Raw genomic sequence first — 16,402 nt, forward strand, 5'->3', positions numbered from 1 at the left:
CGCAAACACGCGGCGCAAGCTGCACCGCGTGTCGTTGCGCCCGGTATGTGTTTATTCCGCCGCTGCTTCCAACTTGTCCTGCGTGCGGGTTTCGAAATCGCTGGCGTCGTGGCGTTCGTGAAGCTGCGTGTGCGGCTCGCCAAAGGCGCGGTTGACCATGCGGCCGCGCTGAACCGCCGGGCGCGCGTCGATAGCCTTGGCCCATCGCATGACGTTCTTGTAGGAGTCCACGTCCAAGAACTCTGCCGCGCTGTAAAGGCGGCCCAGAACCAACTGGCCGTACCAGGGCCAAATCGCCATGTCGGCGATTGAATAGTCTTCGCCCGCGATGAAGGTTTTTTCCGCCAGTTCACGATCCAGAACATCCAGTTGGCGCTTGGTCTCCATGGCGAAACGGTTGATCGGGTATTCCCATTTCTCGGGAGCATAGGCGTAGAAATGCCCGAATCCACCGCCCAGATACGGCGCGCTGCCCATCTGCCAGAACACCCAGTTCATCACCTCGGTCCGCTCCGGGCCGGATGCGGGCAGAAACGCGCCGAACTTCTCAGCCAGATGGAACAGGATCGAGGCGCTTTCAAAAACACGAACAGGTTTGTCTCCCGACCGATCCCAAAGCGCGGGGATTTTCGAGTTCGGGTTGGCCTCGACAAAGCCCGAGCTGAATTGATCGCCGTCTCCGATGTTGATCAGCCAGGCGTTGTATTCAGCGCCTTCATGACCAAGTGCCAACAGCTCTTCCAGCATCACCGTGACTTTCACGCCATTGGGTGTCGCGAGCGAGTACAGCTGAAGAGGATGCCGTCCAACCGGCAGGTCCTTGTCATGGGTCGCTCCGGCGATCGGTCGGTTGATGTTGGCGAATTGTCCGCCACTTTTACTGTCCCAGGTCCAGACCGTTGGAGGGGTATACGAGGATTGGTCGCTCATCACTTGCCTTTCTTGCCTATGTCAGGGCTGCCATACAGCTAATATTGCAAACCGCCGAGTCCAACCCTACTCAACTGGCGTATTCTGTAACAATCCGCCGCCAAACTCTCACGTTTTCTCGTGTCGGGTCACAGCGGCGTTAGGGGGACTACGCACCGCTTGGGAATCGCATATTGTCCTGTCAGACCTGCCGCAAGGCATCACGGATTTAGTTGACCCGAAAAGGATGAACGACATGAAACGCTTTGCATTGACACTCGCTGCGGCCATAGCGCTGGCGGTTCCGGCTTTGGCCGGCCCTCAATATATCGACGGCACAGGTTTTGCTGTTTCGGGTTATGATGTCGTTGCCTATCGCAGCCTGGATCAGATGCCGGTGGGCCAGTCGCAGCCCGAAGGTGTGCGCGGAAATGCCAACATCACCGCCGAATACAACGGTGCGACCTGGGCTTTTGCGACCGAGGAAAACCGCGACAAATTTCTTGAAAACCCAGCATACTACGCGCCGCAATATGATGGGCACTGCGCTTACGGCGTGTCGCGTGGTGGCAAGGTTCCGGCAAATCCGAACCTGTGGCGGATCGTGGATGACAAGCTGTATCTCAACATCACCGACGTGGTTGTCGGATTTTTCGAGGAAGACATTCCAGGCAATATCAATCTTGCCGAAGGAAACTGGCCCGGTATCGAACCAAGCGACGCTTCGACCAATGTGATCCCGAAATTCACGTCGGAAGGCCCGGTTTCAAACTGATCCGGCATCAAAAGAACCAGGCCCGGCTGGTCCAGCCGGGCTGAGCCCGTTACCCCGCAAGCCAGAATTGATCCCGAATATCCTGATCGGCATCAAACCTGATCCGCACACTTTTGGCCCCCGGAAACTTCCGTTCGCGGATCGTATCGGGGATGATGACTTCTCCGGCGCCGGTATCTTTTGACTGGAAGCTCAGAATTTCAGCCGCGGTGTGACGCGCGTTGGTCAGGACGGTCGTTGGCAAGGCCACGCGATTTGCCCCATGATGCACGGGCGTGGTGACAAAATAGGTCAGATGCCGCCCGTAACACCCGACCGCGTCGGGAACGTGATCCGAGACACATGCATCAGATCTGTCCTGAACATCCGCTTCATCCGGCATTTGTGGCAACCTCTGGTCGGGATTCAGCATCGCCTTGCAGGCGGCGATATCCTCCAGCGGAAGTTCGATGATGCGCTTTTTCAAGCGGGGTCGGCGTGGTTGCGGAGGGCCGGAACTGGCACCACCTTTTGTAACCAACCCTTCCTTGCGCAGAAAATCATATGCCGCTTTGGCGCGCGAAAAACCGGAACTGTCCCCATCCTTGTGATCGGGATGTGAATGGAAGGCGATCTGCCTCCAGGCGTCCCTGATCTCTTGGGAACCGGCGCAGGGACTCAACCCCAGATCCGCCAACGCATCCGCGCGCGCCCGCACTTTATCGACAGGTTCCATACTCAAAACACTCTTTACAAACTACACAGAACCAGTGTGGTCACAGTCATAGTTTTGTCAAATTTCTGGGATGATTTGCCGGGCTGGGGACAACAATCGCGATGCTGAGATTCAATTGTCCCTCAAAGGCGCCGTTTCAGGGGCGGGGTTGTGAAACAGTGCACATCTTCTGAAACGACAAACGCCCGGGCGTAAACGTAACCCGGGCGAATCATTGGGTTTTTTGAAAGTCAGGCGACGTTTTCCAACTCAACGCTCGGTGTAATGCCCAGTGCAAAGCAGACATCGCGCGTCAGTTCGGGACGGTTCAGTGTATAGAAGTGCAGCTTGTCCACGCCGCCTTCGATCAGGTCTGAACACAGCTCTGTGCAGATTGCCGTGGCCAACAGATCCTCACGCCCATCGCGCACCGCCTTTTCAAATGCCTGTTCGACCCACTGGGGAATATGCGTGCCACAGCGCTTGGCGAAGTTGCGAGCACCTGCCCAGTTCTCGATCGGCAGGATGCCCGGCACGATCGGTTTGTCGATGCCGGCCTTGGCGCAAGCATCGCGGAACCGGAAAAAGGTCTCGGCTTCGAAGAAGAACTGCGTCAGCGCTTCGTCTGCGCCTGCGTCCAGCTTGGCCTTCAGCCAGTCCACATCCGCAGCCATGTTGGCAGCCTCGGGGTGGGTGTCGGGATAGGCCCCGACACGAATGCTGAACATTTCGGTTTCGGCCAGTGCCTCGATCAGTTCGACTGAACTGCAAAACCCGTCGGGGTGCGGCACAAACTTGTCCTGACCCTTCGGCGGGTCGCCGCGCAGGGCGACGATGTCCTGCACGCCGGCGCGGGCAAAGGTGTCTGCGATCTCCAGCGTTTCCTGCCGCGAAGCATCGACGCAGGTCAGATGAGCGGCCACGTTCAGGCCCGATGACTTGTGCAGGGTCGAAACCGCGTCGCGCGTAAGTTCACGCGTCGTGCCACCAGCGCCGTAGGTGACGGAAACAAAGCGGGGATCCAAAGGGGCCAATGTCTGGACCGTGTCCCAAAGGCGGAAAGAGGCTTCCAGAGTTTTGGGTGGAAAGAACTCGAAGGAAATTTCAGGTTTGGACATCGTGGCCTCACTGGATCAACTGAGCCTCTTGTGCCATGGCGAGCATTGTGAAACAAACTCATATTACTCAACAACAACATGAATGCTGTTTGAAATGCATATTGAATTCCGGCACCTGCGCACCATCAAGGCGATCCATGAATGCGGCGGGCTGGCCCGCGCTGCGGATCAGTTGAACATCACCCAGTCCGCATTGAGCCATCAAATCAAAGGGTTGGAGGATCAGGCCGGGGTCGAGCTGTTTCTGCGCCGCTCCAAACCCATGAAACTGTCGGCTGCCGGTTTGCGCCTGTTGCGATTGGCCGAGCAGATCCTGCCGCAGGTCGAAGCCGCCCAGAATGAATTTTCTTCGCTGCGGGACGGGCGCACGGGGCGGATGCACATAGCCATCGAATGCCACGCCTGTTTCGAATGGCTGTTCCCGGTGCTCGAATCCTTCAGGAAATCCTGGGGTGACGTCGATGTCGATATCCGCCCCGGTCTGGCCTTCGACGCGCTTCCGGCCTTGCAGAAGGAAGAGGTCGATCTGGTGGTCTCGTCCGATCCCGAAGACCTGCCGGGCGTCGAATTTGTCGAACTTTTTGATTATAACGCGGTGTTTGTGGCCGCTTCGACCCATCCCCTGGCCAAGAAAGACTATATCGAGGCCGAGGATTTTCGCGGTCAGACCCTGATCACCTATCCGGTGGAACGCACGCGTCTGGATGTGTTCAGCCAGCTGTTGATCCCGGCGCGGGTTGAGCCCGCAACGATCCGGCAGGTGGAACTGACCGCCGTCATTCTGCTGCTGGTCGCGTCGAACCGGGGCATTTCAGTGCTGCCGGATTGGGTCGTGCGCGAGGTCAAATACAACTCGGACTACGTCACCCGACCCTTGACGAAAGAGGGCATTACACGGCGTCTCTATGCCGCCGTCCGGTCGGAAGATCTGGAGAAACCCTTTGTGCAGGAACTGGTGAAACTGGCCCGGGAAGAAGCGCGCAAGCTGCAATCCCAGTAACGGCGTTTCCTGCGGGTCTGTTATGCGCATCATTCCTCTTGGCAAGGGCGCATTGCGGCAGTATACGCGCGGTTTGACCGGACAGGAGCCTTTTGACAATGGTTGGCAGCGCAAATCTCAACATCATGATCAAGGCCGCGCGCAAGGCGGGGCGTTCTTTGGTCAAGGATTTCCGTGAAGTCGAGAATCTGCAGGTGTCGATGAAAGGCGCTGGTGATTTCGTCTCGAAGGCCGACATTGCCGCCGAAGCCATCCTGAAAGAAGAGCTGCTGGGCGCACGGTCGACCTATGGCTGGCTGGCCGAAGAGGGCGGTTCCATCGATGGCGAGGATCCGACCCGCCGCTGGATCGTCGACCCGCTGGACGGCACCACCAATTTCCTGCACGGCCTGCCGCATTGGGCGATTTCCATAGCACTGGAACACAAGGGCAAGATCGTTGCCGGCGTGATCTATGACGCCGCCAAGGACGAGATGTTCTTTGCTGAAAAAGGTGAGGGCGCCTGGATGAACGACACCCGTATTCGCGTGTCGGGTCGTCATCGCATGATTGAATCGGTCTTCGCGACCGGTCTGCCCTTTGGTGGCCGCTCGGACCTGCCTGCGACTTTGCAGGATCTGGCGCGTCTGATGCCCGCCTGCGCCGGTGTGCGTCGTTGGGGCGCCGCCGCGCTGGACATGGCATATGTGGCCGCGGGCCGGTACGAAGGCTTCTGGGAGCGCCGCCTGAATGCGTGGGATCTGGCCGCCGGTGTGATCATCGTCAAAGAGGCTGGCGGTTTCGTGCAGGCGCTGAACCCTGAAGGCAACGTGCTGGACGATGGTGAAGTGATCTGTTCGAACGAACCGATCTTCGATCAGTTCGCCAAGGTGATCCGGGGCTAGGCGCCCTTTGAACCGGCTTTAGCGGCGCGGAACGCGCGGAATGCGGGATTGTGACAACTTGTACTTCGCCTCCGGGTGGGGCGGGTGTCCATGGGTTCGATCCCAGAACTGAATTCCGCCGCGTCTCAGCCACAGCGGTATGCACAGGATCAGGCCAACGGCAAACCCCCCGGTATGGGCCCAATAGGCGATGCCGCCTTCGTCCGGATTGCTGGTGACGCTGCCAAAGAACTGTATCGCCAGCCAGACGCCCAGCATGATGAAGGCGGGAATGGTAAAGACCCTGAAATAGACGATCAGGATCAGCAGGATATCCACCCGTGCTTTCGGGAACAGCAACAGATACCCGCCCATAACGCCCGCAATCGCGCCCGAGGCCCCAACAGTGGGAACTTGGGACTCGGGCCCGGTGACTACGTGAATCAGGCCCGCGCCGATTCCAGCTGCCATGTAAAACAGCAGGAAGGGCAGATGGCCCATCTCGTCTTCCAGATTGTCACCGAAGATCCACAGAAACAGCATGTTGCCGGCCAGGTGCATCCACCCCCCGTGCAGGAACATGGATGTCACGAGGGTTTCCAGCCCGAACCCGTCGCTGACCCGCGCCGGGATGATGGCGTAGTCGAAAAACAGCCTGCCGATCCGTGGCCCATCATCCATGATCCCCGCATAGCTGAGGAAGATCAGGGTATTGGCCGCCAGCAAGGCATAGACAACATAAGGTGTGCGCCCCGAGGGGTTATGGTCGCGGATCGGAAACATGCCGTGACGCTGGGCCTTTGTGCGCCCAGCGTCAAGGCAAGCTTATGCCGCACCTCCCAACAAAGCGGCGTTTCCGCCCGCCGCGGTCGTGTCGACGCAGACATGGCGTTCACCCAAAACATGCGCGCGGTCGGGCTTGCCGGGTATAAGCGGCAGAATCGGGCCGTCGCGGCGCGCCAGATGCTGTTCGATCTGCCGCGCTGTTTCGTCATCTCCCCACCACAACATGCCCGAAATGCCGGTCAGGTTTTCCAACCGGTGCAGGTCAAGCATCCCGGTCGCCTGAATGGCGGTGCCACCCAGCGCGTGTACAGCATCGGCCTGCGCACGCGCTGCGGCCTCTCCGGGTCCCAAGCACAAAAGAGGCGGACGGGGATACTCGCTCAGGCGGTTCGATTCACCGGTCGGGCCGGGCAGGGACCGGGTTTTGACCTGCGCAGGTTGACCTTGTGCCGCAGGCAGATCAGCCACGGCGCCCCAAGTATCCGCCGTGCTTTGACGGTCGGGTGCGCAGAACCGGATCATGTAGTTCGGCCCGCCCGCCTTGGGGCCCGTGCCTGACAATCCTTCGCCACCAAAGGGCTGAGACCCGACGATGGCGCCGATCTGGTTGCGGTTCACATAGATGTTGCCCGCATGGATCGCCTCGGTCACATGCTGCACGCGGTCGTCGATGCGGGTGTGCAGGCCGAAGGTCAGGCCGTATCCGGTGGCGTTGATATCGGCGATGATCTTGTCGATCTCTTGCGACTTGAACCGGGCGACGTGCAGCACCGGGCCGAACACCTCGCGTTCCAGCGCGGCGATGCCAGGGATCTCGATCAGTGTCGGCGCAACAAAGATACCTTCGGGCGGCAACGGAAGCTCTTTCAGCACCCGCCCTTCGTGGCGCGCCTTGGTCACATGCTCGGCGATTCCCTGACGGGCCTGTTCGTCGATCACCGGTCCGCAATCCGTCGACAAGAGCCAGGGGTCGCCGACCGACAGCGCATCCATCGCCCCTTTGAGCATGGTCAGAACGTCATCGGCGATGTCTTCCTGCAAATACAGGCAGCGCAGGGCGGAACAGCGCTGGCCCGCCGACTGAAAGGCGCTTTCGATGATCGACTGCACGGCTTGTTCGGGAAGGGCGGTGCTGTCGACGATCATCGCATTCAGACCGCCGGTTTCCGCGATCAGCGGCGTACCGGGGCGCATGGATCCGGCCATCGCCGCACGGATTTTCAGCGCGGTGGCTGTTGACCCTGTGAAGGCCACGCCCGAGACGCGCGGATCCGACGTCAGCGCCGCACCCACGGCGGGCCCACCCGGCAACAGTTGCAGCACATCGCGTGGCACCCCCGCCTCGTGCAGCAGCTGCACGGCCCGGTGGGCGATCAGGGGCGTCTGGGGCGCAGGCTTGGCCAGAACCGCGTTTCCGGTAGCCAGCGCGGCGGAGATCTGCCCAGAGAAAATCGCCAGCGGGAAGTTCCACGGGCTGATGCAGGTGAAAATCCCCGCGGGTTCGGCATCGGGGATGTTGGCTGCATAGTAACGCAGGAAATCCACCGCCTCGCGCAGTTCGGCCACCGCATCGGGCAGCGACTTCCCAGCCTCACGCGCCAGCAGGGCAAACAACTCGCCATAATGGGCTTCGTAAAGATCGGCTGCGGCATTGAGGATGCGGGCGCGTTCGGCAGCGGGGGCATCCCAGGGGTTGGCCGAGGCCAATGCCATTTCCACATCCGCCGCGCTGGCTGGGGCCACCGCGCCGGGCCTGTCCTGCGGCCGTGCCGGATTGATCACCGGCTCATCCGCGTCGGGTTTGGCCGCATCGGCCAGCAAGGGTTGCGCATACCAGTGATGGGCGCGGAACTGATCCCGTGCCGCATCAATCTGATCCAGGGTTGGTGTGTGATGCAGGTCAAAACCCTTGGAATTCGGTCTTTCAGGCTGGAACAATTCCGGCCCGGTCGGCAGTGCGGGCGGAGGGGTCCGGATCGCAACAAACGGATCGGCAGCGACCACTTCCGGCGGCACATCCTCGTCCACAATCTGGTTGACGAAGGATGAATTCGCACCGTTCTCCAACAAGCGCCGAACCAGATAAGCCAGCAAGTCGCGATGCGCCCCCACAGGTGCATAGATGCGGCACCGGGTGTTCTGCTTGTCCATCACGATCTGATGCAAGGTCTCGCCCATGCCGTGCAGGCGCTGGAATTCGAACGGTTGATCTTTGGCCATGTGAAGAATGGCGCTGACCGTGTGCGCGTTGTGCGTGGCAAATTGCGGATAGATCCGATCGGTCAGGCCCAGCAGTTTGCGTGCATTGGCGATATAGGAGACGTCGGTTGCCGCCTTGTGCGTGAAGACGGGAAAGCCATCCACCCCTTCGACCTGCGCGCGTTTGATCTCGGTATCCCAATAAGCGCCTTTGACCAATCGCACCATAATCTGGCGATCGTGACGTTCGGCCATGCCATGCAGCGTATCCAGGACCAGGCCTGCGCGCGGGCCATAGGCCTGAACCACGATGCCAAACCCGTGCCAGCCCGCAAGGGCCGGGTCGGACATCACCGCCTCTATCACCTGCAACGACAGCGACAGGCGATCCGCCTCTTCTGCATCGACGTTCAGGCCCATTCCGGCCGCCTTGGCCAGCAGGGCCAGCGCCCGCAGTCGCGGCACCAGCTCGTCCATCACACGCTGTTCCTGTGCCAGCTCATAACGGGGGTGCAGAGCGGACAGTTTTACCGAAATGCCCGGGTTGGCGCGGATGTCGTCATGGATGCAGGCCTCGGCAATGGCCGAGATGGCGCGGGAATAGGACAGGTGATAGCGCGCCGCGTCCGCTTCGGTTCGGGCTGCTTCGCCCAGCATGTCGTAGGAATAGGTATAGCCTTTCTCCTCCATCCCGCGTGCGCGATCCATGGCGGACTGAATGGTTTCCCCCAGAACGAACTGCCGGCCCATCTCTTTCATCGCGCGTGCCACGGCAGTGCGGATCACCGGCTCGCCCAACCGCTTGATCGCACCGCGCAGCGCCCCGACCGGAGACGCCTTGCCCTCGTCCAGCACCTTTCCGGTCAACATCAGCGCCCATGTCGAGGCGTTCACCAGCGAGGACGAGGATTGCCCCAGATGCCTGCCCCAATCGGAGGGCGCGATCTTGTCTTCGATCAGCGCGTCAATCGTGTCGGCATCCGGCACACGCAGCAACGCCTCGGCAAGGCACATCAGGGCGATGCCTTCGTCGGTGGACAGGCCATATTCGGCCAGAAACACCTCCATCAAACCCGGAGAGGTGCTGGACCGGATATCGCGCACAAGCTGCGCAGCCGTGGCGCCGATGGCGCTGCGATCCGTGTCCGTCAGGCTGGCCTGAGAGATCAGAGTCTCAAGAACTGCCGACTGATCGGCATAGGTGGAAGTATCGATGAGGGTGCGCAGGCTGTGTGACATATGTCCTCCGGTCTTTGTGGTAATATAATGCGGAAAAATCAGGACAACGGACTGAATTTGATGTAATCAAAGGAGAATGATCTGAATTTTTGGCAGCGGACAGTTCAAATGAGTTTTCCTGATCTTGATCGGTTTGACCGGTCGATTCTAAGAATTCTGGCCGAGGACGGCCGTATCTCGGTGGCCGATCTTGCGCGCGAGATCGGGCTGTCGAAATCTCCGACGCAGGCGCGGCTCAAACGGCTGGAAGCGAGCGGAGTGATCACGGGCTATCGGGCGATGCTGGATCCGATCCGGCTGGGGCTGGATCACGTCGCGTTTGTCGAGGTGCGTTTGACCGATACCCGCGAAAAGGCGCTGGCCGAGTTCAACGCAGCCGTCCGCAAAACCGCCGAGGTCGAGCAGGCGCATATGATCGCGTCCAATTTTGACTATCTTCTGAAAGTGCGCACCGCCACGATGTCGGAATACCGCCGTGTATTGGCCGAGAAGATCTCGTCTCTGCCGCATGTCGCCAATACCTCAACTTTTGTTGCGATGGAGGCCGTGAAGGAAACCGGTATGCTGGGCGGTTTTGAACATCAGCCTTGACGCGGCGGAATTATGGCCCACCCTTGTTTCGTGATGCGAACCTGTGCTGCAACGTTTTTACTGATCACGTGTTCATGCTCGGCCATGGCCGAGACATGCCCCACGGCTCCGGATCATATCGAAGGTGTGGATGCGCTGATCAAGCAGGTCCAAAAGGCGCAATCGCAAAGCGATGCCCGGGCCATCTCGAATCAAATGTGGGAACTTTGGACAGACGCGCCGGATGCCCGGTCGCAGACCCTGCTGGATCGGGGAATGGCGCGACGAGAGGCGTGGGATTTGTCGGGCGCATTGGACGATTTCAACCAACTTGTCGAATATTGCCCGGATTACGCCGAAGGCTACAATCAGCGGGCTTTCGTAAACTATCTGAGGCAGGATTTTGACGCGGCATTGCGCGACCTGAATGTCACGATCGAAATGTCGCCAAACCATATCGGTGCGCTGAGTGGGCGGGCTTTGTCCCTGTTGGGGTTGAGACGCCTGGAAGACGCGCGCGCAGCACTGTCCGAGGCGCTTGAGCTCAACCCGTGGCTGTCCGAGCGGGCCTTGTTGGAGCCAGGCGGCCTTCTGGAGCCGCCCGGAGAAGATATCTGACAGCCGGATCGGGCAAGTTTGGAAACCGGTCGCAAATCGCCAAACAGGTGCCTTTCGCGGCCACCTCGGGGACTGGGGCCCCGCAATCAGAAGGGCAAATGGGTGGCAAAGCCGTCAGCGTGACAGTATCCGGCGCTTTTCGGCCATGGCTTCGCGTCGCCGCTGCTCGATCCCGAGTTTGAAAGATTCTTCAACAAAGTCGATGTGATCCTTTGCCGCTTTTTCGGCCCGCTTCTCATCCCCTTCGATCACCGCGCGTCCAAGTTCGAGATGTTGTTGCAGCAGCTTTTCGCCGGTCCCGTCAATCGTGCGCAAGAAGTCGCGATTGTAGAAAACGCCCTTGCGGGTGAGTTCGTAGATCGACGCCATCATGTGGATCAGGGTCGCGTTCTGGCTGGCATCCACAATCGCGGAATGCAGCGCAAAGTCCGCCTCTTGCGAAGCCTTGGCGTCCTGCTCCTGCCAGGCACGCTCGTTTTCATCAAGGATCTCGGAAATCCGTTCCTTGTCTGCCTTGGTGGCGCGACGTGCGGCAAGCCGGGCCGCGAAACCTTCCTGCTCGCGGCGATACTCCAGATAGTCGAAGAAAGCCGGCTCGTGGCGTTCGTACAAAGCAAGAAGCGCGGGCATCATGGCTTGTCCGGTCAGGGCCGCGACGAATGTTCCCTCACCGTGTTGCGTTGTGACCAGCCCGCGTTCTTCCAGCACCTGAAGGGCCTCGCGCAACTTCGGGCGCGACACGCGCAACATCTCGGCCAGATCGCGCTCGGAAGGCAGTTTTCGGCCCTGCTTCAGGATGCCCGAAGCGATCAGGTCCTCGACCTGTGAAACCACCGCATCAGCCAGCGATTCGTGTCCAACCGGTTCAAAAATCGCCGTGGTGTTCATGAGATATTGCCCCGTGTGACGCTGAAATAACCAGAATAACTGGTAAACAAAGATAACCATATCCGTTCAGATTTCAAGCGCGAGGCTGTTCTTCCCGGATGTGAAGTACATGTCTGTTTTTGAATGATTTTTGGAGAATCTGTTGGTTTTTGAGGCAGTCGTATCGGGATTTCGCAGGGCTTGCAGAAGGCGAGATTCCAGTTTCGATCGGCGCCAGTGGTAAACAAAGTTATTGACTGGTTTAAGCTGGTAAAGTTAGTTTACCACCGGAGCGGCGCTGGAAGAGCCTGCGCCACTGATCGGAGAAAACCCGACCAACCCTGGAGGAGATTTCATGAAGAAGACCCTGACAAGCCTGGCCGTGGCCGCCAGCCTGCTGGCGGCACCCGCAGTTGCGGCGGACAAGCTGCTGCTGAAAACACCGATTGCCTTTTCGACCGAACTGCCGGGCCTGGGTTCGCCTATTCCACGTGTGGCTGATCAGCTGGAACTGATGTCCGGCGGCACGCTGAAGATGAAGGTGTACGAGCCGGGAAAACTGGTGCCGCCCTTCGAAATTCTGGACGCCGTGTCCACCGGCAAGATCAACTCGGGTTACACCACGGCCGGTTACTGGGCCGGAAAAATCCCGGCTGCGCCGCTGTTCTCGGCCGTGCCGTTCGGCCCCGAGGCGGGCGAATACATGGCTTGGCTGTATTATGGCAACGGCATGACCCTGTATCAGGAGATGTATGATCAGGCCGGTTACAACGTCAAAGTACTGCCCTGTGCCATCATCGCGCCGGAAACCTCGGGCTGGTTCGCGTCCGAAATCAATTCGCCCGAGGACCTGAACGGGCTGAAGATGCGTTTCTTTGGTCTGGGCGGCAAGGTGATGCAAAAACTGGGTGTGGCGACCTCGCTGCTGCCAGGTGGCGAGATCTTCCCCGCATTGGAAAAAGGCGCGATTGACGCGACCGAGTTTTCAATGCCTGCCATCGACGCGCGCCTGGGCTTCCACAAGCTGGTCAAGTTCAACTATTTCCCCGGCTGGCATCAGCAGGCGACCGTGTTTGAACTGCTGATCAACAAGGACGTCTGGAACGAAACCAGCGATCAGCACAAGGCAATCATCGAAAGCGCCTGCAAGGCTTCGATGGCGGACAGCTTTGCCGAAGGCGAAGCCATCCAGCACGCGGCCCTGATCGACAACGTTGAAAACAACGGCGTCACCATCAAGCAGTGGTCGCCCGAGATGCTGGATACCTTCCGCGCGACCTGGGAAGAGGTTGCCGCAGAAGAAGCCGCCAATGATGCCTTCTTTGCCAAGGTTCTGGCCGACATGAACGAATTCCGTGACGGCTATAACCTCTGGAAGACGAACGCCTTCCTCCCACGTCAGTAATCTCTCCCTCACTGACGTTGCCGGGGCGGCCCGATCCGCCGCTCCGGTTCCTGCTTTTCGATCTTCGGACTTTCTAACCTTTCACTACCCGTATTCCGGGTTGCTGAGCGAGGAATGACCATGACCACCCAAAAGAACCTCAACGATCCGGTCGAAGCCTATGAAGGCATCCTGGAACACCCCGATTCCGACCGCCAGAAAATCGCCGTCGCGATCGATGCCGGGGTAAAGGCTGTAGGTCATGTCGTCATGTGGGCCAATGTCCTGCTGATGGGCGCGATCTTCGCACAGGTCTCGTTGCGCTACCTGCTCAGCCAGAACTACCCGAAACTGGATGAGATCCAGTGGCATTTCTATGGAATCGTCACGATGATCGGCATCTCGTATGCCTTGATCACTGACAGCCATGTGCGTGTGGACGTCCTGCATATGCAGCTTTCGCGCCGCGCGCAGCGGATCATCGAGGTGATCGGCATCCTGACCCTGCTGACCCCGTTCATCTATCTGATGGTCGATCAGGGCTATGATTATTTCTACGAAAGCTTCCGCGTCAACGAACGCTCGGACAGCCCAACCGGCCTGCCTGCGCGTTGGGCTTTCAAGGCGGTGATTCCGATCAGCTTTGTGCTGTTGGCGCTGGCCGCGTTGGCACGGTTGATCCATGACGGGCACGCGCTGATCTACGGGCCGGCCTCAGAACGTGAAGGCGCGCCGCTGCGCCGTATTCTTCTGGTACTGGCGGTATTCGCTGCCGTCTGTGTTGGCCTGACCTTCCTGGTCGAAACGACCGAGGAAAAGCTGGTCATCGCGATGTTCCTGACCTTCATCGCGCTTTTGTTCACCGGTTACCCGGTGGCGTGGGTGCTGGCCGGTGTCGGCGTCGCCTATTGCGGTCTGGCTTATCTGTTCGACAACGATCTGATGCTGTGGACCGGGTTGGAAAGCACCTTTACCGGGCTTGATTACCTGACCCTGGGTGCTGTGGTGAACCGGGTCTACGCGACCATGTCCAACGCGGTTCTGGTTGCGCTCCCGATGTTCATCTTCATGGGGCTGATGCTGGACGAATCCGGAGTGGCCGAGCGTCTGATGTCCTCGATGCAGCGCCTGTTCGGGACGGTGCGCGGAGGACTGGCCATCACCGTGACCCTGATCGGGATCATTCTGGCGGCCTCGACCGGCATCATTGGTGCCTCGGTTGTTCTGCTGGGCGTGCTGTCGCTGCCGTCGATGATGCAGCAGAAGTACCAGCCGACGCTGGCGGCGGGCGTGGTTTCGGCCTCGGGGACATTGGGCATCCTTATCCCGCCCTCGATCATGCTGGTGATCATGGCCGATCAAATGGCCCTGTCAGTCGGTGACCTGTTCATGGCCGCGGTTTTCCCGGGCGTGATCATCGGCGCCTTGTATCTGACCTACATCTTCATTCTGGCTCTGGTGAAACGCGACGCGGCCCCCGTACCCGAAGGCGCGAAAGCCCCCGACTGGGCAGCCGTGAAGGACGTGCTGATCGCAGTCATCCCGACGCTGATGCTGATCCTTGCCGTGTTGGGGTCGATCTTTGCCGGTCTGACCACGCCAACCGAAGCGTCCGGCATCGGTGCCTTGGGTGCGACCCTGCTGGCGCTGGGCTATCGCAAGCTGACCTTTGCCAAGCTGTGGAACGTGCTGGTGTCGACCTTCAACACCACCGCCTACATTTTTGCGATCTTCCTCGGTGCGACCGTGTTCTCATACGTGCTGCGCGAGTTGGGCGGGGATGAGCTGATCGAACACGTGGTGCAATCCACCGGCTTTGGCGCCAACGGGACAATTCTGTTCATCCTGTTCATCGTCTTCCTGCTGGGCTTCGTACTGGACTGGATCGAGATCACGCTTATCGTGCTGCCCCTGATGCGCCCCATCGTGAACGGTCTGGGCATCGACATCCCCGGCTTTGGCGTTCTGGATGAACCGGCGCTGGTGTGGTTCGTGATCCTGGTTGCGGTGACGCTGCAAACCAGCTTCCTGACGCCGCCAGTAGGATTTGCCTTGTTCTATCTCAAAGGTGTTTGCCCGCCCGAGATCAAGCTGACGCATATCTATAAGGGCATCATCCCATTTGTCCTGCTGCAATTGACCGGATTGGCGCTAGTGTTCCTGTGGCCGACCCTCGCCACCTGGTTGCCCTCGGTCGCCTACTAAGGAGCTTATCGGATGCGTCTGAGCCAATGTCATAACTTCCACGACTTCCGGCGGCTGGCCAAACAGCGGCTGCCGGCGCCGATCTTCAATTACATCGACGGTGGCGCGGATGATGAGGTGACGTATCGGGAAAACACCAAGGCGTTCGACCGCTGCGATCTGTTGCCTTCGGTCCTGCGCGGGGTTTCGGACGTGGACATGTCCGTCACGGTGATGGGGCAGAAACTGGACATGCCGGTCTATTGCTCACCCACCGCGTTGCAGCGCCTGTTCCACCATCAGGGCGAGCGCGCCGTCGCAGCGGCGGCCGAGAAATACGGCACCATGTTCGGAGTTTCCTCTCTGGGCACCGTCTCGCTGGAGGAGCTGCGCCAAAAACACAAGAACCCGCAGGTCTATCAATTCTACTTCCACAAGGATCGCGGGTTGAACGCCGCCATGATGCAGCGCGCCAAAGAGGCCGGTGTCGAGGTCATGATGCTGACCGTCGACAGCATCACCGGCGGCAACCGCGAGCGTGATCTGCGCACGGGGTTCTCGATCCCGTTCCGCTTGACGCTGGGCGGCATGATACAGTTTGCGATCAAGCCGATGTGGGGCATCAACTATGTCACCCATGAAAAGTTCCGGCTGCCTCAGCTTGAGGAACATGTGGATATGGGCGGTGGGGCCAGCTCGATCGGTGGGTATTTCACCGACATGCTGGATCCGTCGATGAACTGGGATGACGTGGCGCAGATGGTGCGCGACTGGGATGGTCAGTTCTGCTTGAAGGGGATCATGACCGTCGAGGATGCCAAACGCGCGGCTGAGATCGGTTGCACCGGCATCATCCTGTCGAACCACGGTGGCCGCCAACTGGACGGATCGCGCACGCCGTTCGATCAACTGGCCGAGATTGTCGATGCCGTCGGCGACAAGCTGGACGTGATGATGGACAGCGGCATTCAGCGTGGCACCCATGTGCTTAAGGCGCTGTCGATCGGGGCCAAGGCCGTGGGTATCGGGCGGCACTACCTGTATCCTCTGGCTGCCGCGGGGCAGGCTGGGGTCGAACGGGCCCTTGGGCTGATGCGTGCCGAGATCGAGCGCGACATGAAGCTGATGGGTGTCACCAGTGTTGGCCAGCTCAGCCGCGAAAATATTCGTTTCCGCAATCCTTAACCCGAAACGGG

Annotated in this window: 14 protein-coding genes; 8 read left to right on the top strand and 6 right to left on the bottom strand. The window is 59.6% G+C overall.

Features of this window, described 5'->3' with window-relative positions; all coding sequences use genetic code 11:
* Positions 1 to 51 precede the first annotated feature (51 nt).
* Positions 52 to 930 (bottom strand): glutathione-dependent disulfide-bond oxidoreductase, encoded by an 879-nt coding sequence (gene yghU, locus ACR0A2_RS07225; RefSeq protein WP_480834585.1) that lies wholly within the window; start codon positions 928 to 930, stop codon positions 52 to 54.
* 235 nt (positions 931 to 1,165) lie between these two features.
* On the opposite strand from yghU, the gene ACR0A2_RS07230 reads away from it, so the two are divergent.
* Positions 1,166 to 1,684: a YHS domain-containing (seleno)protein gene (locus ACR0A2_RS07230; protein WP_152458940.1), complete on the top strand. Its 519-nt coding sequence runs from the start codon at positions 1,166 to 1,168 to the stop codon at positions 1,682 to 1,684.
* A 49-nt stretch (positions 1,685 to 1,733) separates the two neighbouring features.
* On the opposite strand, the gene ACR0A2_RS07235 is transcribed toward ACR0A2_RS07230, so the two are convergent.
* Together ACR0A2_RS07235 and metF are read right to left on the bottom strand one after the other, a co-directional pair.
* Positions 1,734 to 2,399, bottom strand: coding sequence for a J domain-containing protein (locus ACR0A2_RS07235; protein ID WP_480834586.1), 666 nt, complete (start codon positions 2,397 to 2,399; stop codon positions 1,734 to 1,736).
* A 230-nt stretch (positions 2,400 to 2,629) separates the two neighbouring features.
* A complete protein-coding gene (gene metF, locus ACR0A2_RS07240) occupies positions 2,630 to 3,496 on the bottom strand; it encodes a methylenetetrahydrofolate reductase [NAD(P)H] (protein ID WP_480834587.1) in 867 nt (288 codons plus the stop codon).
* Between the two features lie 94 nt (positions 3,497 to 3,590).
* Here metF and ACR0A2_RS07245 point away from each other — a divergent pair, with 94 nt between their 5' ends.
* Positions 3,591 to 4,496 (top strand): LysR family transcriptional regulator, encoded by a 906-nt coding sequence (locus tag ACR0A2_RS07245; RefSeq protein ID WP_171725953.1) that lies wholly within the window; start codon positions 3,591 to 3,593, stop codon positions 4,494 to 4,496.
* A gap of 98 nt (positions 4,497 to 4,594) precedes the next feature.
* Entirely contained in the window at positions 4,595 to 5,380 is a 786-nt protein-coding gene (locus tag ACR0A2_RS07250; protein ID WP_480834588.1) for an inositol monophosphatase family protein, read from the top strand.
* A gap of 18 nt (positions 5,381 to 5,398) precedes the next feature.
* Here ACR0A2_RS07250 and ACR0A2_RS07255 read toward each other — a convergent pair whose 3' ends face one another.
* The gene (locus ACR0A2_RS07255) at positions 5,399 to 6,142 is read right to left on the bottom strand and encodes a rhomboid family intramembrane serine protease (protein ID WP_480834589.1); all 744 of its coding nucleotides are present in this window, start codon (positions 6,140 to 6,142) and stop codon (positions 5,399 to 5,401) included.
* A 42-nt stretch (positions 6,143 to 6,184) separates the two neighbouring features.
* A complete protein-coding gene (gene putA, locus ACR0A2_RS07260; RefSeq protein WP_480834590.1) occupies positions 6,185 to 9,583 on the bottom strand; it encodes a bifunctional proline dehydrogenase/L-glutamate gamma-semialdehyde dehydrogenase PutA in 3,399 nt (1,132 codons plus the stop codon).
* A 108-nt stretch (positions 9,584 to 9,691) separates the two neighbouring features.
* On the opposite strand from putA, the gene ACR0A2_RS07265 reads away from it, so the two are divergent.
* Together ACR0A2_RS07265 and ACR0A2_RS07270 are read left to right on the top strand one after the other, a co-directional pair.
* The gene (locus ACR0A2_RS07265; protein WP_152458934.1) at positions 9,692 to 10,174 is read left to right on the top strand and encodes an Lrp/AsnC family transcriptional regulator; all 483 of its coding nucleotides are present in this window, start codon (positions 9,692 to 9,694) and stop codon (positions 10,172 to 10,174) included.
* Positions 10,175 to 10,258: 84 nt separating this feature from the next.
* Positions 10,259 to 10,771 carry a tetratricopeptide repeat protein gene (locus ACR0A2_RS07270; protein ID WP_371809266.1) on the top strand — a complete coding sequence of 171 codons (513 nt, stop codon included), beginning with the start codon at positions 10,259 to 10,261 and terminating at the stop codon, positions 10,769 to 10,771.
* 114 nt (positions 10,772 to 10,885) lie between these two features.
* Here ACR0A2_RS07270 and ACR0A2_RS07275 read toward each other — a convergent pair whose 3' ends face one another.
* Positions 10,886 to 11,659: a FadR/GntR family transcriptional regulator gene (locus tag ACR0A2_RS07275; protein WP_152458933.1), complete on the bottom strand. Its 774-nt coding sequence runs from the start codon at positions 11,657 to 11,659 to the stop codon at positions 10,886 to 10,888.
* Between the two features lie 334 nt (positions 11,660 to 11,993).
* Here ACR0A2_RS07275 and ACR0A2_RS07280 point away from each other — a divergent pair, with 334 nt between their 5' ends.
* The 3 genes from ACR0A2_RS07280 (at position 11,994) to ACR0A2_RS07290 (ending at position 16,391) form a co-directional block, all read left to right on the top strand.
* A complete protein-coding gene (locus tag ACR0A2_RS07280; RefSeq protein WP_152458932.1) occupies positions 11,994 to 13,043 on the top strand; it encodes a TRAP transporter substrate-binding protein in 1,050 nt (349 codons plus the stop codon).
* Positions 13,044 to 13,163: 120 nt separating this feature from the next.
* Positions 13,164 to 15,227 carry a TRAP transporter large permease subunit gene (locus ACR0A2_RS07285; protein WP_152458931.1) on the top strand — a complete coding sequence of 688 codons (2,064 nt, stop codon included), beginning with the start codon at positions 13,164 to 13,166 and terminating at the stop codon, positions 15,225 to 15,227.
* A 12-nt stretch (positions 15,228 to 15,239) separates the two neighbouring features.
* Positions 15,240 to 16,391 (top strand): alpha-hydroxy acid oxidase, encoded by a 1,152-nt coding sequence (locus ACR0A2_RS07290; RefSeq protein WP_480834591.1) that lies wholly within the window; start codon positions 15,240 to 15,242, stop codon positions 16,389 to 16,391.
* Positions 16,392 to 16,402: the final 11 nt, after the last annotated feature.

The sequence above is a fragment of the Ruegeria sp. H8 genome (assembly GCF_056532905.1).